Below are 22,005 nucleotides of genomic sequence, written 5' to 3' on the forward strand. Positions count from 1 at the left end.
CTTGAAGGCAGCGACAACAACGGACGGATCGGGCGCATGGCGATCGACGACGAGGGCACCATTTTCGACGTCGTGGTGAACGGCGAGGGACAGTTCTCGCTCTGGCCCGCCGGCCGCGCGCTGCCGGACGGCTGGCACACGGCAGGCTTCTCGGGCCCCCGCGCCGCATGCCTCGCCCATGTCGACACCATTTGGCGCGACATGCGCCCGGCCCGGCTCGCCGGCTTCCTCGCCATGGGCGGGGACGAGGCACAGGCGACGCTTGCCTGGGGCGGGTGCCACGGCGCCGGCGCGCCGGTGCACAGCCTCATCGCCGGCCATGCCCGCGCCCGGCCGGACGCGCCCGCTGTCATCCAGAACAGCGGCGAGACGAGCTTTGCCGCCCTCGAGAGCCGGGCGAACCGGCTCGCCCGCCATCTCCTCGCCCTCGGCCTCGGCCTCGCCGCCGAGGACCGCGTCGGGGTCGCGCTGCCCCGTTCGGCCGAGATGATCGCCGCCTTCCTCGCCGTGCTGAAGGCCGGCGGGGCCTTCGTGCCGGTCGATCCCGACCATCCGGCCGAGCGCATCGCCCATGTGCTGAGCGATGCGGGCGTCGGCATCCTGCTGACGACCCGCGACCTCGCTGCGCGGCTGCCGCCCCTGCCCGGCGCGAGCATCGTCGCCTGCGACGGGCTTCCCCTGTCGGGGCTCGACGACAGCGATCCGGGCATCGCCGTCCATCCCGACCAGCTCGCCTATCTCGTCTATACCTCGGGCTCCACCGGGCGGCCGAAAGGCGTCGCCGTGGCGCACGGGCCGCTCGCCGCCCATTGCCTCGCCACGGGCGAGCTCTACGACATGACGCCGCAGTCGCGCGAATTGCACTTCCTGTCCGTCAGCTTCGACGGCGCGCACGAGCGCTGGATGGTGCCGCTCGCCTTCGGCGGCGCCATCGTGCTGCGCGACCAGGCGTTGTGGAGCGCGGCCGAGACGCTTGGTGCCATGGCGCGCCACGGCGTCACCAATGCCGGCTTTCCGCCGCGCTACCTGCACCAGGTGGCGGAATGGGCGCTTGAAACGGGCGAAGCCCCGCCGGTCCGCCTCTATTCCTTCGGCGGCGAGGGCATGTCGCCGGCGACCTTCGAACTCGTCAAGCGGGCGCTGAAGCCGCAATGCCTCATCAACGGCTATGGTCCGACAGAAGCGGTGATCTCGCCGCTCGCCTGGAAAGTGCCGGCGAGCGCGACCTTTTCGGGGGCCTATGCGCCCATCGGCCAGGGTGTCGGTCCGCGCAGCACCTATGTGCTCGACGATGATCTCATGCCAGTGGCCGACGGCGAGGCGGGCGAGCTGTTCATCGGCGGTGAAGGCCTCGCGCGCGGCTATCATGGCCGGCCGGGCGGCACGGCCGAGCGCTTCCTGCCCGATCCCTTCACCGGCGGCGGCGGACGCATGTACCGCACGGGCGACGTCGTGCGCCGGCGCGCCGACGGCGTCATTGACTATCTCGGCCGACGCGACCAGCAGGTGAAGCTGCGCGGCTTCCGCATCGAGCTCGGCGAGGTGGAGGCGCAGCTTGCCGAGCTCGACGGCGTCAGCGCCGCCGCCGCGGCTTTGCGCGAGGCGCCGGGCGGCACCATGCTCGTCGGCTATGTCGTACCGGCGGCCGGCGCGACGATCGACCCGGCGGCCCTGCGGGCGACGCTGGCCGCGCGCCTGCCCGGCTACATGGTGCCCTCGCGCATCCTCATCATCGACCGGCTGCCGTTCATGCCCAACGGCAAGCTCGACCGCGACGCCCTTCCCCAACCGCAGGCGCATGTCGTGCCGATCCGCCCGCCGCGCACGCCGCTCGAGGCGGATATCGCCGGCATCTGGCGCGAGGTGCTGGGGCTCGCCGCCGTCGGCATCGACGAGAACTTCTTCGAGCTCGGCGGCAATTCGCTCTCGGCGCTCAGGGTGCTCGCGCGCCTGTCGCGGCTCCTGCCCGGCCGGCCCGTCACGATCGCCCAGCTCTTCAACCACCAGACGGTCGAGGCGCTCGCCGTGGCGCTGGCGAGCGGAACGGCCGAGGAGCATGCGGTCGTCCACATGCGGCGCACTGGCAGCCGGCCGATGCTCTACTGCTTCCCGGGCCTCCTCGTCAGCACGCGCGAATATGCCGGGCTCGTCGAGCATCTGGGGCCGGACCAGCCGGCGACCGCCTTCATCTGCTACTCGCTGACCGAGGACAAGGCGCGCACGGTGAGCGTCGAGGAACTCGCCGGCCGCTATGCCGACTATATCCGCCGCACCAGCGGCGGGGCCTGCACGCTGCTCGGCTGGTCGTGGGGCGGCATCCTCGCCTATGAGACGGCGCGGCGGCTCGCGGGCGAGGTCGACCTCACCTTCGTCGGCATGCTCGACGTCTGCGCCCTCGACGCGGAATTCGCCATCGATGCCGAGGTGAGCCTCACGGAAGACGAGAGGACTGGAATCGAGCGGCGCATCGCGGCCTGGTTGCCGCGCACGCGCATGCGCGCCGACTGGGAGGGTCTCATCGCCCGCATGGACGCGGAGGTCTACACCCGCTTCCTCGCCTATGTGCTGAACAGCCCCGAGGACCTGCCGCTCGACGGTCCGGACATCGGCAGCCGCGAGCACATCTTCTGGACGCTCATCGAGAACGCGATGATCTTCCGCAACTATCGCCTCGAGCCGAGCGACCTGCCCATCCGTGCCTGGATCGCGGAAAAGTCCATCGAGCGGGGCTTCAGGCTCGTCGACTGGCGGGATTATTCCAGCCGCGTCGAGGCTGTGACGCTGGTGCCGGACACCGACCATCTCGACATCGTCACGGCCGCGGCCTTCCACGCGAGCTTCGCCGAACAGCTCGACGCGAGCCTCCGGAGCCGGCTGCCGGCGCCCCGCCCGCTTGCCGCGGCGCGGTGAGGCCGGCTGCCGCCGGACCTACGGCGCCAGCGCCGCCTTCAGCGTGGGGCCGGTGCGGGCGCGCAGGTCGAGATCGGCCTCGATATGGTCGATGTGGCTGACGACGAGCGCGACCGCGGCCGCCGCATCGCGCCTTTCGAGCGCATCGACGATGGTGTCGTGCTCGTCGTGGCCGCAGCTCGAGGCGCCGGAGCGGCCATAGAGCGCGATGACCAGGGAGGAGCGGGCGACCAGTTCCTCCATGAAGCGCTGCAGGATGGCATTGCCGCCCATGGCGGCGAGCAGCAGGTGAAATTCGCCCGAGGCCTTGATCTCGGCGCGCCGCGCGTCCGGCCCGCGCTCGTGCATGTGCCGGCGCTCGGCGGCGAGATGGGCCCGCAGGCGGGCGATGTCGTCGGCCGTCACCCGCTCGGCCGCGGCGGCGACGATGCCGGGCTCGATCAGCCGGCGGGAGGCGAAGACCTGGCGGGCCTCCTCCGGCGAGGGATTGGCGACGAAGGCGCCGCGGTTGCGCTCGATGCGCACCAGCCCCTCGAAGGCGAGCATCTGCAGCGCCGCGCGCACCACCGTGCGGCTCACGTCGAACAGCGCGCCGACCTCGCTCTCCGAGAGCTTCGTGCCGGGCGCCAGCCGGCGGTCGACGATGGCGTCGCGCAGCCGGTCATGGATCGCCTGCGTGCGGTCCTCGGCTGTCTGCTGCCCGTCGGCAGGTGTCGAATCGATGAGGTTCATGCCCGTCTCACCCGCATGGGGTCTCCCCTTCTAGCGGGAAAAGCGGCGGAGGAAAGCCGAGATTGCCGGCAATGAGCGTCGAGATTGCATACAATTTTGCCACCGGATCGGCGACGATTGCCTGGAATTTGTGCAGGCGCATGACCGTGCCCTCCCATGCTCGCCGAGCTCGGCAGAAAACCTGAGCCCTACCAGCGCCTTGGGTCCACTCCCGGCAACTGGCACGCGGGATGCTTCATCCCCGGCAGACAGGGGAATGCCGCATGAGCAAGGCCGCCGCGATCGACATCGCCTCCGTATCCAAGGTCTACGGGACGATGACCGCCGTCCACGCCATCAGCCTCAAGATCCCGGCGGGGAGCTATTGTTGCCTGCTCGGGCCGTCGGGCTGCGGCAAGTCGACGACGCTCAGGATGATCGCCGGCCATGAGCGCATCTCCTCGGGCGATATCCGGCTCGGCAACACCGTCGTCACCGACCTGCCGCCGGCACGGCGCGGCACGGCGATGATGTTCCAGTCCTACGCGCTCTTTCCCCATCTCGACGTCGCCGACAACGTAGCCTTCAGCCTGAAGATGAAGGGCGTGGCGAAGGAGGAGCGCCGCACGCGGGCGCTCGATATGTTGAAGCTGGTGCAGATGGATGCCTATGCCGGCCGGCGGCCGGCGCAGCTCTCCGGCGGCCAGCAGCAGCGCGTGGCGCTGGCGCGTGCGCTGATCACCGATCCGGAGGCGCTGCTGCTCGACGAGCCGCTCTCCGCGCTCGATCCCTTCCTGAAGGTCAGGGTGCGGGCCGAGCTCAAGAAGCTGCAGAACGAGCTCGGCATCACCTTCGTCCACGTCACCCACAGCCAGGAGGAGGCGATGGCGCTCGCCGACCTCATCGTGGTGATGAACGAGGGCCGCATCGAGCAGGCGGCCCATCCGCGCACGATCTTCGAGCGGCCGGCCACCGCCTTCGTCGCCCGCTTCATGGGCGACCACAACGTCATCTCCGGCCGGGTGGCCGATGTGCGCGACGGCGCCGTCACGGTCGAGGTCGCCGGTGGCGGCCGCTTCGATGCGCTTGGCCGGCCGCCCGAGGGCGGGCAGGCGGACATCGCCGTGCGCACCGACCGCGTGCGCCTCGGCGAGGCGCCGGCGCCCGGGCTCGGCTTCACCGGCATCGTCACCAATGTCGAATATCGCGGCGCTTCGGTGAAGCTGACGGCGAGCGGCGCCGGCATCGAGGATTTCACGGCAATCGTCGGCGATGGCGCCTTCTTCGCCAGGCCGGTCACGGTGGGCGAGGCGGTTCCGTTCGCCTGGGGTGCCGAGGACGCGATCGTCCTCGGCCGGCTCGATTCCTGAGCCGAGCGACGATCAAGCAGCAACAATCACAAGAGGGGAAGAGGCCATGACCAGGACAACGAAGGACAAGCGCGGCATATCGGGCGGCATCTCGCGCCGCTCGCTCCTGAAGACCGGCGCAGCCGCCGCGGGCCTTGCCGCCGGCTCGGGCGCGATCACGGGCTTTCCGACCATCTGGGCGCAGAACCCGATCACCCTGCGCCAGTTCGGCACCGGCGTGTCGAACCTCAACGCCATCGCCGAGAAGTGCAAGGAGGACCTCGGTATCACGCTGGAGATGACGGCGACGGATTCGGACGCCGCCGCGCAGCGCGCCGTCACCCAGCCCGATTCCTACGACATCGCCGACGTCGAATACTGGATCGCCAAGAAGGTCTTCCCGGCCGGCGTCCTGCAGCCGATGGACGTGTCGCGGCTCACCTATTTCGACAAGATCGTGCCGCTGTTCATCACCGGCAAGCTGACGCCGGACAGCGTCATCGCCCAGGGCACCGCGCCGCACACGGTCGGCTTCGTCGAGGGGCCGGATTCGACCACCTTCGCCAAGGCGCCGACGGGCTGGCTGACGATGGTGCCGACCATCTACAACGCCGACACCCTCGGCATCCGGCCCGATCTCGTCGGCCGCCCGATCACCACCTGGGCCGACATCATGGACCCGGCCTTCCGTGGCAAGGCCTCGATCCTCAACATCCCCTCCATCGGCATCATGGACGCGGCCATGATCATGGAGGCCTCGGGCGAGCTCACCTATGCCGACAAGGGCAACATGACGCGGGCGGAGATCGACAAGACCATCGATTTCCTCATCGCCGCCAAGCGCGCCGGCCAGTTCCGCGCCTTCTGGAAGTCCTTCGACGAGAGCGTCAACCTGATGGCCTCGGGCGAGGTCATCATCCAGTCCATGTGGTCGCCCGCCGTGGCGGCCGTGCGCTCGCGCGGCATCCCCTGCGTCTACCAGCCGCTCAAGGAAGGCTACCGCGCCTGGGGCGGGGGCATCGGCCTCGCCAAGCACCTCAGCGGCGCCAAGCTCGACGCGGCCTACGAATACATCAACTGGTACCTGTCGGGCTGGGTCGGCGCCTATCTCAACCGCCAGGGCTATTATTCCGCCGCCATGGAGACCGCGAAGAAGCACATGTCCGACGACGAATGGGGCTTCTGGGTCGAAGGCAAGCCGGCCAAGGGCGACATTCTCGCGCCCGACGGCAAGGTGATGGAGAAGGCAGGCGCCGTGCGCGACGGCGGCTCCTTCGAGGAGCGCATGGGCAAGGTCGCCTGCTGGAACTCGGTGATGGACGAGGACCGCTACATGGTCCGCCGCTGGAACGAGTTCATCGCCGCCTGATCCCGCGCCTTCCCGCCCTCTCCCCTGACAGGGAGGGGGCGGCCCGCCACGCGGGCCTCCGTCAGAGCAGCGTTTCCACCGAGGAAAGGCCGCATGGCCATCGCCGTCGAACAACCTGCCGCTTCCCCGGCCCGCCCGGCCGGCGCACGCCTTGTCTCGGTGCTCGGCCGCCTCGCCGCCTACCTGCAGGCGGCGCCGCTCGCGCTCATCCTCGGCGTCTTCCTCCTCGCGCCGATCCTGATGATCGTGGCGGTCAGCTTCTGGGACTACGATTTCGCGCGGCTCTATCCGGACTTCATCCTCACCAACTACGCCGAGACGCTCGGCTCATGGGTGACGTGGCGCACCTATCTCAACACGCTGAAATATGCCGCCATCGTCTGGGCGCTGACGCTCTTCATCGGCTTCTGGGTCGCCTATTTCCTCGCCTTCCACGTCCGTACCGCGACCATGCAGATGGTGCTGTTCCTTGTCTGCACGGTGCCGTTCCTGACCTCCAACATCATCCGCATGATCTCCTGGATCCCGGTGCTGGGGCGGAACGGGCTCGTCAACGCCACGCTCATCGAGATGGGGCTCGTCTCGACGCCGGTCGAATGGCTGCTCTATTCCGATTTCGCCGTCGTGCTCGCCATGGTGCATCTCTACACGCTGTTCATGGTGACGCCGATCTTCAACACGCTGATGCGCATCGACCGCGCGCTCATCGAGGCCGCGCGCGACGCCGGGGCGAACGGCTGGCAGGTGCTGTCGAACGTCGTCCTGCCGCTCGCCAAGCCGGGGATGGCGATCGGCACCATCTTCGTGGTCACGCTGGTGATGGCCGATTTCATCACCGTGCAGGTCATGTCCGGCGGCCAGAGCGCGTCGGTCGCGCTGATGATGCGCAACCAGATGTCGCTGCTGCAATATCCGGCGGCGGCGGCCAATGCAGTCGTGCTGCTCGTCCTCGTCCTCCTGATGGTGGCGGGCATCCTGCGCGTCGTCGACATCCGCAAGGAGCTGTGACATGGCCGGCGAAAGACGCTCCGTCACCTTCTGGATCCTTGCGGCCTTCTTTGCCCTGTTCGTCCTCTTCCTCTACGGCCCGCTGTCGGCGATCCTGATCCTGTCCTTCCAGGGGCCGAGCGGCGGCCTCACCTTTCCGCTCAACGGGGTCTCGCTGCACTGGTTCCGCAATCTCACCGAGCAGCAGGCGGTGGGCGATTTCGGCGGCTCCTTCCGCCGCTCCTTCACGCTCGGCCTCATGGTGATGGTGGTGACCGTCGTCATCTCGCTGCTCGCCGGCCTCGCCTTCCGGCGCCGGTTCGTCGGGGCGACGCCGCTGTTCTACCTCGCGGTCGCCAGCCTCGTGGTGCCGTCGATCATCATCTCGCTCGGCATCGGCGTGATGTTCCAGCAGGTCGGCATCCGCCCGTCCTGGTACGGCTCGGCCTTCGGTGCGCACCTCACCTGGACGCTGCCCTTCGGCGTACTCATCATGTTCGCCGTCTTCAACCGCTTCTCGCCGGCCTACGAGGAGGCGGCGCGCGATCTCGGCGCCTCGCCGTGGCAGACCTTCCGCCATGTCCTCCTGCCGATGATCGCGCCGATGCTGGTCGGCGTCGGCCTCTTCGGCTTCACGCTGTCCTATGACGAATTCGCCCGCTCGCTGATGACGGCCGGCACCTACAACACCCTGCCGCTCGAGATCTACGGCATGACGACTAACGTCACCACGCCGGTGCTCTACGCGCTCGGTACGGTGACGACGCTCTTCTCCTTCCTCGTCATCTCGCTCACGCTCGGCGTCATCGTCTGGCTCGGCCGGCGCAGGGCGCGGGGCTGAACGAAAGCCCGCGCACGGAACCTCCCATGCATATCCTCGTCGTCAATCCCAACACCACCGCCTCGATGACCGAGACGATCGCGGCGGCCGCGCGCGCCGCCGCCGGTCCGTCGACCGTCATCGAGGCCGTGACCTCCGCCATGGGCCCCGCCTCCATCGAGGGCTATTACGACGAGGCGCTGGCGGTGCCGGGCCTCCTCGCCGAGATCGCGCGGGGCGAGCGGGCGGGCGCCGCGGCGGCGGTCATCGCCTGTTTCGACGACACCGGCCTCGACGCGGCCCGCGCCATGGCCGCCATCCCCGTGATCGGCCTCTGCGAGGCCGCGCTGAGCCTCGCCTCTTTCCTCGCCCGACGCTTCAGCGTGGTGACGATGTCGGAGCGTTCGCTCGTGCCGATCACCGAGCTCGTCCGCCGCTACGGCATGGAGCCGCGCGCCCGCGTCCGGGCGCTCGGCGTTCCCGTGCTCGACCTTGAAGACCCGTCATCCGACGCCGTAGCAGCGCTGCGCGGCGAGATCGCCCGCACCCTCAAGGAGGATCATGCCGAAGCGGTCGTGCTCGGCTGCGCCGGCATGGCGGACCTTGCCGCCGCGCTGCAAGGCGAGTTCGGCATTCCCGTCGTCGATGGCGTCGGGGCGGCGGTCAAGCAGGCCGAGGCGCTCGTGACGCTCGGCTTGTCCACCGGCAAGCGCGGGGCCTATGCTCGGCCTGCCGCGAAGCCCTACACTGGCCTCCTCGCCGGCTTCGGGATCGAGGACAAGGCCGTCGCCTGATGCCGCAAACACCGACGATACGCCTGCTGACGCTCGCCGAGGTCGAGACGCTGGTCGACTGGGCGGCGGGCGAAGGCTGGAACCCCGGTCTCGCCGATGCCGCCGCCTTCCATGCCGCGGATCCGGACGGCTTCCTCGGCGCCTTCGCCGACGGCGAGATGGTCGCCGGCATCTCGGCCGTCGCCTACGGGGAGACGTTCGGCTTCATCGGGCTCTACATCTGCCGGCCGGATCGGCGCGGCAGGGGCCACGGGAAGGCCGTGTGGGATGCCGGCATGGCGCGGCTCGCCGGCCGCACCATCGGTCTCGACGGCGTGCCCGCACAGCAGGCCAACTACCGCAGCATGGGCTTCGTCGCGGCCTATCGCACCATCCGCTACAGCGGGCGCTTCGCGCCGGCCGACACCCCGTCCGGCGCGGTCCGGCCGGTGACGCCCGATCTCGTCGAGGCCGTGGCCGCCTTCGATGGCGCCTTCTTCCCGGCACCGCGCCGGGCCTTCCTGGAGCAATGGCTGCGCCCGCCGCATGCCGCCCTCGTGGCGATGGGCCAGGACGGTCTCGCCGGCTACGGCGTCGCCCGGCCCTGCCGCGAGGGCTTCAAGATCGGCCCGCTCTTCGCGCGGAACGGCGGGACCGCGGGATTGCTGCTCTCGGCGCTCGCCGGCGTCTGCGGCGGCCCCATCCATATCGACGTTCCGGAGACAGCCGGGAGCTTCCCGGCCTTCCTGGCCGCGGCGGGGCTGTCGCCGGGCTTCGAGACCGCGCGCATGTACCGCGGCGCGGCGCCGGCGGTCGACCTTGGCGGCGTCTTCGGCATCACGACGCTGGAGCTGGGCTGAGCGTCCGCCCCGCGCCCTCACCAATCCCTCGTCCCGATGACCTCGAGCGCCCTCTCGGCGAAGCGGCCCGCCAGCGGCCCGAGCCTTGCCGCATCGGCCGATGCGGCATTGCCTGCCCGTGCCCGGTCGGCGATGCCGACGAAGATGACCGCGAAGCGGAAGAGCGCGAAGGCGACATGGAACCGCGCGAGCGGAGCGGTCGGCACCGCATGGGCCTGATAATGGGCGACGAACTCCCGCCGGGTGGGGATGCCGAGCCCGGCATGGTCGAGGCCGAGAATGCCGCCGTATTCGTCCGGCGCCGTGTGCCACGGCATGCAGCAGAAGCCGAGATCGGCAAGGGGATGGCCGAGGGTCGACAGCTCCCAGTCGAGAATGCCGACGACGCGCGGCTCCTCAGGGTGGAAGAGCAGGTTGCCGAGGCGGAAATCCCCATGCGCGATCGCGACCATCCCGTCATCCGCGGGCAGGTTCTCCCTGAGCCAGGCTTCGACGCGGGCGAGGGCGGGAACGGGATCGCCCGGCGAGGCGTGGAGCTGCTTCGACCAGCGCGCGATCTGCCGCTCGAAATAGCTGCCGGGCCGGCCGAAGTCGGCAAGGCCGACATCCTGCGGGCGGATGGCGTGCAGCTTCGCCAGCGCCTCGGCCATGCCGAGATAGATGCCGCGCCTTTCTGCGGGTGCGAGTTCCGGCAGCGAGCAATCGTGGAAGACGCGGCCTTCGAGCCGCTCCATCAGGTAGAAGGGCGTGCCGAGGAGGCCTGCATCGGCATGGTAGAGGATCGGTCGCGGCACCGGCACGTCGGTCGCGATGAGCGCGTCGAGCACGCGGTATTCCCTGTCGATCGCATGCGCCCCGCGCAGGATCTCCCCGTTCGGCTGCTTGCGCAGGACCATGCGGCGGCCGCCGACGTCGACGAAATAGGTGGGGTTCGACTGCCCGCCGCCGATCCTGCTCCAGCTGAAGTGATCGGCGCTCCCGCCGAAGCGCTGCGCAAGAAAGCGCCCGAGGGCGGCGGGATCGAAATCGGTATCGGTATCGGGCGTGCGGGCCGGACCCGTCGTTGTCATCGCCGGGGTCTCCCGTTATCAGGCGGCGCCTGCGGCCGCAGCCGCCTCGGAGCGGAGCCGGAACTTCTGGATCTTGCCCGTCGCCGTCTTCGGGACTTCGCCGAAGACGAAGCGCTTCGGCACCTTGAAGCCTGCGAGCCGCTCCCGGCAGAAGGCCGTGAGCTCTTCGGCCGTCGCCGTGCCTGTACCCTTGAGCTCGATGAAGGCGCAGGGCACCTCGCCCCACTTGGGATCGGGGGCCGCCACCACGGCGGCGATAAGGACGGCGGGGTGCTGGTGCAGCACGTTCTCCACCTCGAGGCTCGAGATATTCTCGCCGCCCGAGATGATGACGTCCTTGGCGCGGTCCCTGATCTCGATGCGGCCGTCGCCGTGCACGACCGCAAGGTCGCCCGTGTGGAAGACGTCGCCCGCGAAGGCGCTCGCGGTCGCCGCCTCGTCGCGGTAATAGCCGGCCATCAGCGTGTTGCCGGCGAGCACGATCTCGCCCGTCGTCGTACCGTCGCGGGCGACATCCCTTCCCTCACCGTCCACGACGCGCACCCTGCTGCCGGTGACGTGCCGAAAACCCTGCCGCGCCAGGAGCTGCGCCTTCGCCTCCACATCGAGGTCCGCCGCCTCGTCGAGCTCGCACAAGGTGGCGGGCCCGTAGGATTCCGTCAGTCCGTAGAGATGGATGAGGTCGAAGCCCAGCGCCTCCATCTGAGCGATGAGCGCGCTCGTCGGCGCCGCGCCGCCCGTTGCGACCCGCACCATGCGGGAGACGTCCTTCTTCTCCCGGTCCGGATGGTTCAGCAGCATGTAGAGCACCACCGGCGCGCAGCTGAGATGCGTGACGCCGTGCTGCTCGATGGCCGCGAAGATGAGGGCCGGATCGACGCGATCGAGGCAGACGTGGAGGCCACCCGCCGCCGTTACGGCCCAGGTGTGGCACCAGCCGTTGCAGTGGAACATCGGCAGGGTCCAGAGATAGACGCTGCGCTGGTCGAGCCCGAGCGCCAGCACGTTGCCGAGGGCGTTGAGATAGGCTCCGCGGTGGTGATAGACGACGCCCTTCGGCCGCCCCGTCGTACCCGAGGTGTAGTTGAGGCAGATCGGCTGCCACTCGTCCTTCACGAAGCGCCGGTAATCGATGTCGTCGGACACCTCGCCCTCGCCGAAAAGGTCGAGGGCATCAGGACCCGCAGGCTCCCCGTCGGCGTCGAGGACGACGAGAGGCACGCGCGCCTCCGTCGCCGCCGTCTGTGCCACGCCCAGGCAGAAAGGGTCCGCGATCAGCAGGCGCGACTGCGCGTGTTCGAGGATATAGCCGACGGTGTCCGGCTCGAGCCGCGTGTTGATGGTGTTGAGCACGGCGCCGATCATCGGCACGGCGTAGTGCGCGGCGAGCATCTCCGGCCGGTTCGGGGCGATGATGGAGACCACGTCGCCGGGTTCGATGCCGCGGCCGAGGAGAAAGGCCGCGAAGCGCGTGACCATTCGGCCGAAGGCGCGATAGGTCAGGGTCCGCTCCCGCCAGACCACGGCCGGGCGCTCGGGATGGGCCTCGACCGTGCGGTCGAGCAGGTCGAGCGGCGTCAGGGGAACGTGGTTCGCCGGCCGTGGCGCGAGATGGGCATCAAGACGCATGGATTGCTGTCCTCCCTCCGTTCATTTTTCTGGCGGAGGCCTCTTGGATGGGCCCCTTGCTGCCTGATCGTCTCGGGCGTTCACCCTCACATCGGCGGGGCTGCGACGTCCCAGCGCCAGAAGCCCGTTCCCTCCTCGTTCAGGAACCGGTTCAGAACCATCTTGTGGACCTCGTCGGCGCCGTCGACCAGCCGCGCCTGCCGGGCGTAGCGATAGATCCACTCCAGCACCGTATCCTTGGAATAGCCGCGCGCGCCGTTGATCTGGATGGCGACGTCGGCGGCCTCGTGGAGGAGGTTCGCCACGTGGATCTTGGCCATCGAGACTTCCTTGCGGGCGAAGCCGCCGCGGTCGAGCTCCCACGCCGCGCGCATGACGAGGAGCCGGCCGATCTCGATGCGCATGGCGAGCCCGCCGAGCATGAGCTGGATGCTCTCCCGGTCCGCCAGCCGCTGGCCGAAGCCGTGGCGCTCGCCGGCATAGGCGCGCGCGATCTCGACTGAGCGCTTGGCGAGGCCGAGCCAGCGCATGCAATGGGTCAGGCGCGCCGGACCGAGCCGCACCTGCGTCACCTTCATGCCCCGCCCCTCGCCGAGGAGAATGTCACTCGCCGGGATCTCGAGGCCGTCGAACACGAGCTCGCAATGCCCGCCGTGCTCCTCCGGCCCCATGATGGGAATGCGCCGCTCTATGCGCCATCCCGGCTGGTCCTTGTGGAAGAGAAAGGCGGTAAGGCCGTGGCGGGGATCGTCGGACGTGCGCGCGACGAGGATGAAATGGCTCGCCTCCCCGGCCCCGGTGATGAACCATTTGCGGCCGGTGACGACATAGGTGTCGCCGCGTTTTTCGGCGCGCGTGAGCATCATCGACGGGTCGGAGCCGCCGCCCGGATGGGGCTCGGTCATGGCGAAGGCGGAGCGGACCTTGCCCGCGGCGACCGGGGCGAGCCACCGCTCCTGCTGCTCCGGCGTTCCCACCGCCTCCAGCAGCATCATGTTGCCGTCGTCCGGAGCCGCCGCGTTGAAGACGACGGGGCCGAAGATGGAGCGGTTCATCTCCTCGTAGCAGACCGCCATGCCGACCTTGCCGAGCCCGGCGCCCCCCGTCTCCTCCTTGAGCTGCAGGCACCAGAGCCCGGCCGCCCTCGCCTTTTCGCGCAGGGGCCCGAGCAGATCGAGCGTGATGTTGCCATGCTCGTCGAAGGACCGGGAGTCGGCCTCCAGCGGCAGGATCTCGCGCGCCACGAAATCGGCGATGCGCGCGCGGTAGTCCTCGATCCTCGGGGAGATTTCGAAGTTCATGCCAGCCCCACGACGCTGAAACCAGATCGCTGCCGCCGGCTTCCGGGCAGAGCAGCGGGCTCCACCACGGTATTGGAGGCCTGTGCCGGGGCCAATCGGGATTTTGCGAAGGTGGAGCGGGCGATCGTGCAGCGCCCGCTTGCGCTCAGCCGCGCTTGCGGACGAATTCGGTGCGCAGGACGAGGCCCTTGATGCCGTCGTAGCGGCAGTCGATCTCCTCGACATTGTCGGTGAGGCGGATCGACTTGATGACCGTGCCCTGCTTCAGGGTCTGGTTGGCGCCCTTGACCTTGAGGTCCTTGATGAGGGTCACCGAGTCGCCGTCGGCCAGGATGTTGCCGGCGGCATCGCGCACCGCGGCCGCGTCGGCAGCCGCCGCGGCCATCTCCGCCGCCGGGCGCCATTCACCGGTTGTCTCGTCGTAGACATATTCGTCGTTGTCGTCGGCCACGCCTGCCTCGCTTTCAAGATCGTTCCCATCTGCCGGTCCGGTGCGGGCTGCGACGGACAATCGACGTGGATGGCTTGGCGGCACGCTTATATCACATGCCGGCGCTGTGCAATGTTCCGCCCGTCACGGGCGATTGCTGGACGCTCCCGGCGGCCGCTATGCTCGCGCCATCTGCGGAGGGTCGAGGCATGATCGGTATAGCGAGTGTGTTCCTGGGCGTCTTCCTGGCTCAGGTCTCGCCGGGGCCGAACATGATGGCGGTTGCCTCCGCCTCTCTCGGCACGAGCCGCCGGGCAGGCCTTGCGACGGCGGCGGGGATTGCGACGGGGGTCTTCGTCTGGGCGATCCTGTTCGCCTTCGGGGTCGGCGCCCTGCTGCAGGCCTTCCCCGAAACCGTCACCGCGATGAAGTTCATCGGCGGCGGCTATCTCCTCTTCCTTGGCGTGAAGGCGCTGCGCAGTGCCTTCACGCCGGCGGCAGGGATGCCGGCCGCGGGCGGCGGTGCCCTTCGCGTCCGTGCCGCCTATCGGCTGGGGCTCGCCGTGGTGATGACGAACCCGAAGGCCGCCCTGATGTGGGTGGCGATCGCCATGTTCCTGGCCTCGACCGGCCTCTCTGCGGCGCATTTCCTCCTCATCGGGGCCGGAGCATCGGCATCGGCCATGCTGGTCTACGGAACCTATGCGGTGCTGTTCTCGACCGGGGTTGCGGTGCGCGCGTACCAGCGGTTCTTCAGGGCCATCGAAGGGGCCTTCGGCGCCGTGTTTGGCGCCGTCGGTGCGCGTCTTCTCGCCGACGGGGTCAGGGAATTGCGGGCCTGAGCACGTGCCTGTGCCCTGCCGGGCAGTGGTCATCGCCGGCTGGCCTGTGCTAGATGTGTGCGACAGGGAGGAGCGCGGAGCCGCGCTCGAAAAGGGCTGCGACAGGCGGCGACTTGCAGAAAACCTGGCTCACATGGGCCCGCCTCGGGGTGCTCGTCGTTCTTGCATGTGCCGCCGCCGTCTGGGGCGGCACGGCGGCAACGCGCATTTACCTCACCGAGACGGCCGCGCGCGGGCAGACCACGCTGCGCCTCGCGGTCGCCGCCCTCCACGGCCACATGCGCCGCTACGAGCCGCTGCCCTCGCTCATCGCCGACCATGACGACATCCGCGAGCTGGCGCGCCGGCCGGAGGATCCAGGCCTCAGGGCCGCGGCCAACCGCTATCTCAAGGAAATCAACGGACTGCTCGAATCGTCCGACATCTATGTCATGGCCCCGGACGGCGTCACCATCGCAGCCAGCAACCACGACGAGCCGCTGAGCTTCGTCGGCGAGAACTTCAGCTACCGGCCCTATTTCCAGGATGCGATGAAGGGCGAGCGCGGCCGCTTCTTCGCGCTCGGCACCACCTCGCTCAAGCGCGGCTACTATTATTCCGCGCCCATCCGCGACGGGGAGGCGATCCGCGGGGTCGTCGTCTTCAAGGTCGACGTCGACGTCATCGAACTGTCCTGGCGCGGCAGCGACCACGTCATCATCGTCACTGATCCCGAGGGCATCATCTTCCTCACCGGTCGCGACGAGTGGCGCTATGCCGGGCTCGAGCCGCTGACGCCGGAGCGGCTGGCGCGCACCAATGCCTCGCGCCGCTATGCCGATGCCCGGCTCTATCCGCTGCCCATCGAGAGCCGTGGCAGCGAGGCCGGCCACGCCTTGATGACGATCGGCGAGGCCAATGGCGAACCGCGCGAATATCTCGTCCTGACCGAGCCGATGCCGGAGGCCGGATGGACGGTGAAGGTGCTGCTCGACACGGCCTCGGCCAGGGCCCAGGCCTTCACCGCGCTCGTCGCCATCTTCCTGTGCCTCGCCCTTGCCGGCATGGTCGCGGCGGTCGTCCTGCAGCGGCGGGCGCGCATGGCCGAGCGCATGGCCCTGCAGCAGGAGGCCCGCGAGACGCTGGAGCGGCGGGTCGCCGAGCGCACGCGCGACCTCGCCGCGGTCAACAGCCGGCTCGAGACGGAGGTGGCCGAGCGCCGCGCCACGGAGCAGCGGCTGCGCCAGACGCAGGACGACCTCATCCAGGCCGGCAAGCTCGCAGCCCTCGGCCAGATGTCGGCGGCGCTGTCGCACGAGTTCAACCAGCCGCTCGCGGCGCTGCGCACCTATGCCGATAACACGGCCGTGCTCATCGACCATGAGCGCATCGCGGATGCACGCGAGAATGTCACGCGCATCGCCGCCCTTACGGACCGGCTCGCCACCATCAGCCGCCACCTGCGCAATTTCGCCCGCAAGCCCAACCAGAAGCTGGGCCCCGTCGACGTACACGAGGTGGTGCGCGACACGCTCGAGATCGTGGCGTGGCGGCTCAAGGCCGCTCAGGCCGAGCTCGTGATCGACCTCGGCGAAGGCCCGCTCATGGTGCGCGGCGGCGCCGTGCGCCTGCAGCAGGTGCTGGTCAATCTCATCACCAATGCCGCCGATGCCGTGGAGGGCCGGCCAGAGCGCACCATCACGCTCCGCGCCGAGCGGCAGGGCGGACACGTGCTCATCAGCGTGAGCGACCCGGGCCCCGGCGTGCCGGACGCCATCGCCGGGCGCATCTTCGATCCCTTCTTCACGACCAAGGGCGTCGGCAAGGGCCTCGGCCTCGGCCTGTCGATCTCCTACAACATCATCCAGGATTTCGGCGGCAATCTCCTCGTCGCCAACGCGCCGGGGAGCGGCGCGGTCTTCACCATCGAGCTCGAGGCGACGGATCTCAGCGCGCCCCGGGAGGCGGCCGAATGAGCGGGCCGCAGATCCTGCTCGCCGACGACGAGGACGACCTGCGCATCGCCTCGGTCCAGGGGCTGGAACTCGCCGGCTTTGCCGTGCGCGGCTTCGCCAGCGCCGAGGAGGTGCTGAGCCGCGTCGGCTACGACTTCGACGGCCTCGTGATGACGGACATCCGCATGCCCGGCATGGACGGCATGTCGCTGATGAACCGCATCCACGAGATCGACCCGGACATTCCCGTCGTCCTGCTCACCGGCCATGCGGACGTGCAGCTCGCGGTCCGCGCCATGCGCGAAGGCGCCTACGACTTCGTCGAGAAGCCCTTCACGGTGCAGAACCTCGGCGACATCGCCCGGCGGGCGCTCGACCGGCGCGCCCTCGTTCTCGAGAACCGCCGCCTCAGGGCGCTGGCGGGCAAGCGGGACGACATCGAGACGCGCCTGCCCGGGCGCAGCGCGCTGATGGTCGACCTGCGCTACCGGTTGCGCGCCATCGCCGCGACCGACGCGGACGTGCTGATCGTCGGCGACACGGGGACGGGCAAGGAGGTCGCCGCCCGCGCCCTGCACGACATCAGCGCCCGCGCGGGACGGCCGGTCGTCGCCATCAACTGCGCCGCGATGCCGGCGGCGCTGATGGAGAGCGAGCTTTTCGGCCACGAGGCGGGCGCCTTCCCCGGCGCCTTGCGGCCGCGCTACGGCAAGTTCGAGCACGCGCGTGGCGGCACCATCCTGCTCGACGAGATCGGCTCCATGCCGCTGGAGCTGCAGGCCAAGCTGCTGCGCGTCATCCAGGAGCGGGTCATCACCCGCCTCGGCTCCAACGAGCCGGTGCCGCTCGACGTGCGCTTCATCGCCCTCAGCAAGTCCGATCTCGACAAGGAAGTGGCGGCGGGGCGCTTCCGCGCCGACCTCTATTACTGCCTCAACGTCGTCAGCCTGCGCATGCCCGCCCTCGCCGCCCGGCCGGAGGACATACCGCTGCTGTTCCTGCAGCTCGTGGCCGAGGCCCGGGCGCGCTACAGGCGCGACGACATCGAGGTGCCGGCCCATGTCATCGCCGCCGTCAGCCAGCGGGCCTGGCCCGGGAACGTGCGCGAACTGCGCAACGCGGCCGACCGCTTCGTCCTCGGTCTCGGCGTCGCCGACGAGGAGGGCGCCGATGATGACCCGGGCGAACCGGCGAGCCTCGCCAGCCGGGTGGCGGATTACGAGAAGCGCCTCATCGCCTCGGCGCTCGCGGCGAGCGGCGGCGCGCTCAAGCCCGTCTACGAGGGCTTCGGCATCTCGCGCAAGACGCTCTACGAGAAGATGCAGAAATACGGCCTCACCCGCCAGGCCGCCGTCGGCCAGGATTGACCGGGCCGTCGGGGGCGCTCGGGTGGAATTCCACCCACGAGTGCCGGCGAAATGTTACGATTTCCACCCATTGCCGTTGCCTTGACGCAAAAAGATGCATTTGCCGCCCATGAATGATTGTCTCGCAGGCACGGCTGCGTGTTGATGCGATCGGAGCCGAAGTGTGGATGGGAACCCGCACCGGCAACCCGCATTCGCAAGGGAGGAAACGATGCGCAAGATCACGCTTGCGGCGCTCGGCGCCGCCGCGCTTTTCCTGGCCGCTCCGGCCGTCGCGCAGGACAAGACCGGCTGGCCGCAGAGCCTGACCATCGGCACCGCCAGCCAGGGCGGCACCTACTTCATCTACGGTAACGGCCTCGCGAACTTCATCAGCGAGAAGCTGGGCGTCAACGCCTCGGCCGAGGTGACCGGCGGCCCGGTGCAGAACGCCACGCTCGTGCAGACCGGCGACCACCAGATCGGCCTCGTCACCATGGGCCCGGCCTATGAGGCCTGGACCGGCAAGAGCGAGCTCGCCCCGGGCGTCGAGCACAAGGACCTGCGCGCCCTCTTCCCCATGTACCAGACGCCGTTCCAGGTCGTGGCGCTGAAATCGTCGGGCATCAAGGACGTCAAGGATCTCGCCGGCAAGCGCGTGGCCGTGGGCCCGGCCGGCGGCACCGCCGCCACCTACTGGCCGCGTTTCTTCGAGGTCCTCGAGGTCAAGCCGGTCATCAGCTATGCCGGCGCCAACGACGCCACCAGCCAGGTCAAGGACGGGCTGATCGACGCCTTCGCCTTCGCGGCCGGCGTGCCGATCTCGGCCTTCGCCCAGATCGCGGCGGAGAACCCGGTCAACATCTTCTCCTTCACCAAGGAGCAGCAGAAGGCCATCCTCGACAAGATGCCCGAGCTCGCCGAGTTCCAGATCCCCGGCGGCCTCTACCAGGGCTTCCCCGACCCGCAGGACACGGTGAGCCTGTGGAACTTCGCGGTGGCCCACAAGGACATGCCCGAGAGCCTGGCCTATGAGATCGTGAAGCTCGTGATGGAGAACAACGATCGCATGAAGCAGATCCACTCGACGGCGTCCGAGACCGTGCCCGGCCACGTCGACCGCAACAGCTTCCTGCCCTACCACCCGGGCGCCGTGCGCTACTTCGAGGAAAAGGGCATCCAGATCCCGGACAACCTCAAGGGCTGAGCCCTGGCGGCGCGGGGCGGCACGCTCCTCCCCGCGCCACGTCCGGCCGCGCACCGGCTGACCGCAGACCCGTATCGCAGGCGGGCCGACGCCCTCCGTCGGCCGCCCCGGCGCTGCACGCCGCGCACCAAGGCGAAACGTGATGCACCGCCTGCAATGGCAGGCCGGTTCGGCTACCATATGCCGGCCGCCCGGCGGCTGGACGATGATCCAACGCATGTTCGAGGCGAGGGCTTGCGATGACCAGCACCCCCCAGACGCCCCTTTCCGCAACGACGTCCCCGGCTGATCTTCCTCGGGAAGGTGTCGAGGGGGCCGTGCTGGCGCATGGCGTCGACGACGAGCCGCTTGCCGGCAACCAGCGCGATTTCACCGGCGGTGTCGGCGCCGGCCTGATGGTCGCGCTCTGCATCCTCTACACCGCCTTCCATATCGGGGTGATGAACTTCTACCCGCTGGAGACCTGGACCTATCGCCTCATCCACGTCGCGGGCGGCCTCGTCCTCGGCTTCCTCCTGTTCTCGGCGGCCGGCATCTCGGCGGCGCCCACGGAAGCCGGCCGGCCGCTGCGTGTCGCTCCGCTCGAGTGGCCGCTCCTCATCGTCGGGGCAGGCGGCATCGGCTATGCCGCCGCCATGATCGCCTTCGCCTGGGGCGGCTGGTGGCTGACCGGCGCGGCGCGCCCGCCGGCCTTCGTCTTCGAGACCTACGGCCTTCCCCTCACCGCCGGCATGGTGGCGGCGCTTGCGGGCGCCTGGTTCTTCCCCGAGCGGGCGCGCGGTCGCCTGCACTGGGCCGACGTGCTGCTCGCCGTCGCGGCCGTTACGGTGCTCGGCTACATCCTGTTCAACGTCGGGGCGCTGCGCCTGCGCGCCGGCACGGCCCTTGCCCAGACGGCGGACTTCTATGCCGCGCTCGTCGGCGTCATCCTCATCCTCGAGGCGACGCGGCGCCTCGCCGGCCTCGCCCTCGTCGTCATCGCCGCGATCTTCATCCTCTATTCCTTCGCCGGACCCTACCTGCCGGGCTTCCTCGCCCACCGCGGCTACACGCCCACGCGCTTCTTCACCTACATCTACACGGACCAGGGCATCCTCGGCGACACGACGGCGGTCTCCTCGACCTACATCATCCTCTTCATCACCTTCGCGGCCTTCCTGCAGGCCTCGAAGGTCGGCGACTACTTCGTCAACTTCGCCTTCGCCGCCGCCGGCCACGCCCGCGGCGGCCCGGCCAAGGTCGCCGTCTTCGCCTCCGGCCTCATGGGCATGATCAACGGCACGTCAGCCGGCAACGTCGTCGCCACCGGCTCGCTCACTATCCCGCTCATGAAGCGGGTCGGCTATCCGGCGCGTTCGTCCGGCGCCATCGAGGCGGCCGCGTCATCGGGCGGGCAGATCATGCCGCCCATCATGGGCGCCGGCGCCTTCATCATGGCCGAGGTCACCGGCATCCCCTACACCGAGATCGTCGTCGCGGCGATCATCCCCTCGGTGCTCTATTTCGCCTCGGTCTACTTCATGGTCGACCTGCAGGCGCTGAAGCTCGGCATGAAGGGCCTGCCGCGCGACGAGCTGCCGGTCTTCGCCAAGCTGGTGAGGCAGGTCTACCTGTTCATCCCGGTCATCATCCTCATCTACGCGCTGTTCGCGGGCTATTCGGTCATCCGGGCGGGCACCCTCGCCATGGTTGCGGCCGCGGTGGTCAGCTGGCTGACGCCGTACCGGATGGGGGTCACGGCCGTGCTGCGCGCCTTCGAGCTCGCGGCCAAGATGTCGATCCAGCTCGTCGCGGTCTGCGCCTGCGCCGGCATCATCGTCGGCGTCATCGCGCTCACCGGCGTCGGCGCGCGCTTCTCCGCCCTCCTCCTGGCGCTCGCGGCGCAGAACCAGCTGCTCGCCCTGTTCTTCGCCATGTGCATCGCCATCGTGCTCGGCATGGGCATGCCGACGACGGCCGCCTATGCGGTGGCCGCGGCGGTGGTGGCGCCGGGCCTCATCAGCCTCGGCATCCCGGTGCTGACGGCGCATTTCTTCGTCTTCTACTTCGCCGTCATGTCCGCCATCACGCCGCCGGTCGCCCTCGCCGCCTATGCCGGCGCGGCGCTATCGGGGTCGGATCCCATGCGCACCTCGGTGGAAAGCTTCAAGATCGGCCTGGCCGCCTTCGTGGTGCCGTTCATGTTCTTCTACTCGCAGGCGCTGCTCATGCAGGGCGAGTGGCTCGAGATCGCGCATGTCTTCGTCACTGCGTCCGTCGGCATCTTCATGCTGGCTGCCGCCGTGCAGGGCTGGTTCTTCGGGCTGCTGCACCCGCTCGTGCGGGTTGTCCTGCTCATCGGCGCACTCGCCATGATCAAGGGCGGCCTTATCTCGGACCTCGTCGGCCTCGCGATCGGCGCCGGCGTGCTCCTCTACCAGAAGAAGGTGGTGAGCCCGCGCGACCTCGCGCACGGGCTCGACTGAGG

General features: G+C 69.4%; 18 protein-coding genes. 12 read left to right on the top strand and 6 right to left on the bottom strand.

The window, feature by feature from the left end; all coding sequences use genetic code 11:
• Positions 1 to 36 precede the first annotated feature (36 nt).
• Positions 37 to 2,910 (top strand): amino acid adenylation domain-containing protein, encoded by a 2,874-nt coding sequence (locus AL346_RS23375; RefSeq protein ID WP_053194197.1) that lies wholly within the window; start codon positions 37 to 39, stop codon positions 2,908 to 2,910.
• A gap of 18 nt (positions 2,911 to 2,928) precedes the next feature.
• On the opposite strand, the gene AL346_RS23380 is transcribed toward AL346_RS23375, so the two are convergent.
• Both AL346_RS23380 and AL346_RS25870 read right to left on the bottom strand, forming a co-directional pair.
• Positions 2,929 to 3,642 (bottom strand): GntR family transcriptional regulator, encoded by a 714-nt coding sequence (locus AL346_RS23380; protein ID WP_019404891.1) that lies wholly within the window; start codon positions 3,640 to 3,642, stop codon positions 2,929 to 2,931.
• Between the two features lie 7 nt (positions 3,643 to 3,649).
• Complete coding sequence (locus AL346_RS25870; RefSeq protein WP_256374274.1) at positions 3,650 to 3,784, bottom strand: hypothetical protein; 135 nt, start codon at positions 3,782 to 3,784, stop codon at positions 3,650 to 3,652.
• Positions 3,785 to 3,905: 121 nt separating this feature from the next.
• On the opposite strand from AL346_RS25870, the gene AL346_RS23385 reads away from it, so the two are divergent.
• The 6 genes from AL346_RS23385 to AL346_RS23410 all read left to right on the top strand — a co-directional run bounded on the left by AL346_RS23385 (position 3,906) and on the right by AL346_RS23410 (position 9,779).
• The gene (locus AL346_RS23385; RefSeq protein WP_019404892.1) at positions 3,906 to 4,991 is read left to right on the top strand and encodes an ABC transporter ATP-binding protein; all 1,086 of its coding nucleotides are present in this window, start codon (positions 3,906 to 3,908) and stop codon (positions 4,989 to 4,991) included.
• Between the two features lie 46 nt (positions 4,992 to 5,037).
• Positions 5,038 to 6,339 (top strand): PotD/PotF family extracellular solute-binding protein, encoded by a 1,302-nt coding sequence (locus AL346_RS23390; protein ID WP_019404893.1) that lies wholly within the window; start codon positions 5,038 to 5,040, stop codon positions 6,337 to 6,339.
• A 93-nt stretch (positions 6,340 to 6,432) separates the two neighbouring features.
• Positions 6,433 to 7,347: an ABC transporter permease gene (locus AL346_RS23395; protein WP_019404894.1), complete on the top strand. Its 915-nt coding sequence runs from the start codon at positions 6,433 to 6,435 to the stop codon at positions 7,345 to 7,347.
• 1 nt (position 7,348) lies between these two features.
• Positions 7,349 to 8,167: an ABC transporter permease gene (locus tag AL346_RS23400; RefSeq protein ID WP_019404895.1), complete on the top strand. Its 819-nt coding sequence runs from the start codon at positions 7,349 to 7,351 to the stop codon at positions 8,165 to 8,167.
• Between the two features lie 26 nt (positions 8,168 to 8,193).
• Positions 8,194 to 8,940, top strand: coding sequence for an aspartate/glutamate racemase family protein (locus AL346_RS23405; RefSeq protein ID WP_019404896.1), 747 nt, complete (start codon positions 8,194 to 8,196; stop codon positions 8,938 to 8,940).
• Positions 8,940 to 9,779: a GNAT family N-acetyltransferase gene (locus AL346_RS23410; RefSeq protein ID WP_019404897.1), complete on the top strand. Its 840-nt coding sequence runs from the start codon at positions 8,940 to 8,942 to the stop codon at positions 9,777 to 9,779. The genes AL346_RS23405 and AL346_RS23410 overlap by 1 nt, the downstream gene beginning before the upstream one ends.
• Before the next feature lie 17 nt (positions 9,780 to 9,796).
• On the opposite strand, the gene AL346_RS23415 is transcribed toward AL346_RS23410, so the two are convergent.
• From AL346_RS23415 to AL346_RS23430, 4 genes are all read right to left on the bottom strand, one after another.
• Positions 9,797 to 10,849 carry a phosphotransferase family protein gene (locus tag AL346_RS23415; protein WP_019404898.1) on the bottom strand — a complete coding sequence of 351 codons (1,053 nt, stop codon included), beginning with the start codon at positions 10,847 to 10,849 and terminating at the stop codon, positions 9,797 to 9,799.
• 18 nt (positions 10,850 to 10,867) lie between these two features.
• Positions 10,868 to 12,478, bottom strand: a complete 1,611-nt coding sequence (locus AL346_RS23420) for an AMP-binding protein (protein ID WP_053194198.1) — start codon at positions 12,476 to 12,478, stop codon at positions 10,868 to 10,870.
• Positions 12,479 to 12,564: 86 nt separating this feature from the next.
• Positions 12,565 to 13,779, bottom strand: a complete 1,215-nt coding sequence (locus AL346_RS23425) for an acyl-CoA dehydrogenase family protein (protein WP_019404900.1) — start codon at positions 13,777 to 13,779, stop codon at positions 12,565 to 12,567.
• 145 nt (positions 13,780 to 13,924) lie between these two features.
• Positions 13,925 to 14,230: a zinc ribbon domain-containing protein YjdM gene (locus AL346_RS23430; protein WP_053194201.1), complete on the bottom strand. Its 306-nt coding sequence runs from the start codon at positions 14,228 to 14,230 to the stop codon at positions 13,925 to 13,927.
• A 188-nt stretch (positions 14,231 to 14,418) separates the two neighbouring features.
• Here AL346_RS23430 and AL346_RS23435 point away from each other — a divergent pair, with 188 nt between their 5' ends.
• From AL346_RS23435 to AL346_RS23455, 5 genes are all read left to right on the top strand, one after another.
• A complete protein-coding gene (locus AL346_RS23435) occupies positions 14,419 to 15,051 on the top strand; it encodes a LysE family translocator (RefSeq protein ID WP_026015614.1) in 633 nt (210 codons plus the stop codon).
• A 53-nt stretch (positions 15,052 to 15,104) separates the two neighbouring features.
• A complete protein-coding gene (locus tag AL346_RS23440) occupies positions 15,105 to 17,006 on the top strand; it encodes a sensor histidine kinase (protein ID WP_082312703.1) in 1,902 nt (633 codons plus the stop codon).
• On the top strand, positions 17,003 to 18,352 hold the full coding sequence (locus AL346_RS23445; RefSeq protein ID WP_019404904.1) for a sigma-54 dependent transcriptional regulator: 1,350 nt from the start codon (positions 17,003 to 17,005) through the stop codon (positions 18,350 to 18,352). The genes AL346_RS23440 and AL346_RS23445 overlap by 4 nt, the downstream gene beginning before the upstream one ends.
• A 211-nt stretch (positions 18,353 to 18,563) precedes the next feature.
• Positions 18,564 to 19,538, top strand: a complete 975-nt coding sequence (locus tag AL346_RS23450; protein WP_019404905.1) for a TAXI family TRAP transporter solute-binding subunit — start codon at positions 18,564 to 18,566, stop codon at positions 19,536 to 19,538.
• 239 nt (positions 19,539 to 19,777) lie between these two features.
• Entirely contained in the window at positions 19,778 to 22,003 is a 2,226-nt protein-coding gene (locus tag AL346_RS23455) for a TRAP transporter permease (RefSeq protein ID WP_082312704.1), read from the top strand.
• Positions 22,004 to 22,005 lie beyond the last annotated feature (2 nt).

Source organism: Chelatococcus sp. CO-6, assembly GCF_001271345.1.
Classification (GTDB): domain Bacteria; phylum Pseudomonadota; class Alphaproteobacteria; order Rhizobiales; family Beijerinckiaceae; genus Chelatococcus_A; species Chelatococcus_A caeni.

Coding starts and splice junctions, on each gene's coding strand:
- AL346_RS23420 (WP_053194198.1), bottom strand. CDS start 12,478: ATGCGTCTTGATGCCCATCTCGCGCCACGGCCGGCGAACCACGTTCCC.
- AL346_RS23395 (WP_019404894.1), top strand. CDS start 6,433: ATGGCCATCGCCGTCGAACAACCTGCCGCTTCCCCGGCCCGCCCGGCC.
- AL346_RS23375 (WP_053194197.1), top strand. CDS start 37: ATGGCGATCGACGACGAGGGCACCATTTTCGACGTCGTGGTGAACGGC.
- AL346_RS23435 (WP_026015614.1), top strand. CDS start 14,419: ATGATCGGTATAGCGAGTGTGTTCCTGGGCGTCTTCCTGGCTCAGGTC.
- AL346_RS23415 (WP_019404898.1), bottom strand. CDS start 10,849: ATGACAACGACGGGTCCGGCCCGCACGCCCGATACCGATACCGATTTC.
- AL346_RS25870 (WP_256374274.1), bottom strand. CDS start 3,784: ATGCGCCTGCACAAATTCCAGGCAATCGTCGCCGATCCGGTGGCAAAA.
- AL346_RS23380 (WP_019404891.1), bottom strand. CDS start 3,642: ATGAACCTCATCGATTCGACACCTGCCGACGGGCAGCAGACAGCCGAG.
- AL346_RS23400 (WP_019404895.1), top strand. CDS start 7,349: ATGGCCGGCGAAAGACGCTCCGTCACCTTCTGGATCCTTGCGGCCTTC.
- AL346_RS23405 (WP_019404896.1), top strand. CDS start 8,194: ATGCATATCCTCGTCGTCAATCCCAACACCACCGCCTCGATGACCGAG.
- AL346_RS23390 (WP_019404893.1), top strand. CDS start 5,038: ATGACCAGGACAACGAAGGACAAGCGCGGCATATCGGGCGGCATCTCG.
- AL346_RS23440 (WP_082312703.1), top strand. CDS start 15,105: ATGTGTGCGACAGGGAGGAGCGCGGAGCCGCGCTCGAAAAGGGCTGCG.
- AL346_RS23445 (WP_019404904.1), top strand. CDS start 17,003: ATGAGCGGGCCGCAGATCCTGCTCGCCGACGACGAGGACGACCTGCGC.
- AL346_RS23410 (WP_019404897.1), top strand. CDS start 8,940: ATGCCGCAAACACCGACGATACGCCTGCTGACGCTCGCCGAGGTCGAG.
- AL346_RS23455 (WP_082312704.1), top strand. CDS start 19,778: ATGACCAGCACCCCCCAGACGCCCCTTTCCGCAACGACGTCCCCGGCT.
- AL346_RS23450 (WP_019404905.1), top strand. CDS start 18,564: ATGCGCAAGATCACGCTTGCGGCGCTCGGCGCCGCCGCGCTTTTCCTG.
- AL346_RS23385 (WP_019404892.1), top strand. CDS start 3,906: ATGAGCAAGGCCGCCGCGATCGACATCGCCTCCGTATCCAAGGTCTAC.
- AL346_RS23425 (WP_019404900.1), bottom strand. CDS start 13,779: ATGAACTTCGAAATCTCCCCGAGGATCGAGGACTACCGCGCGCGCATC.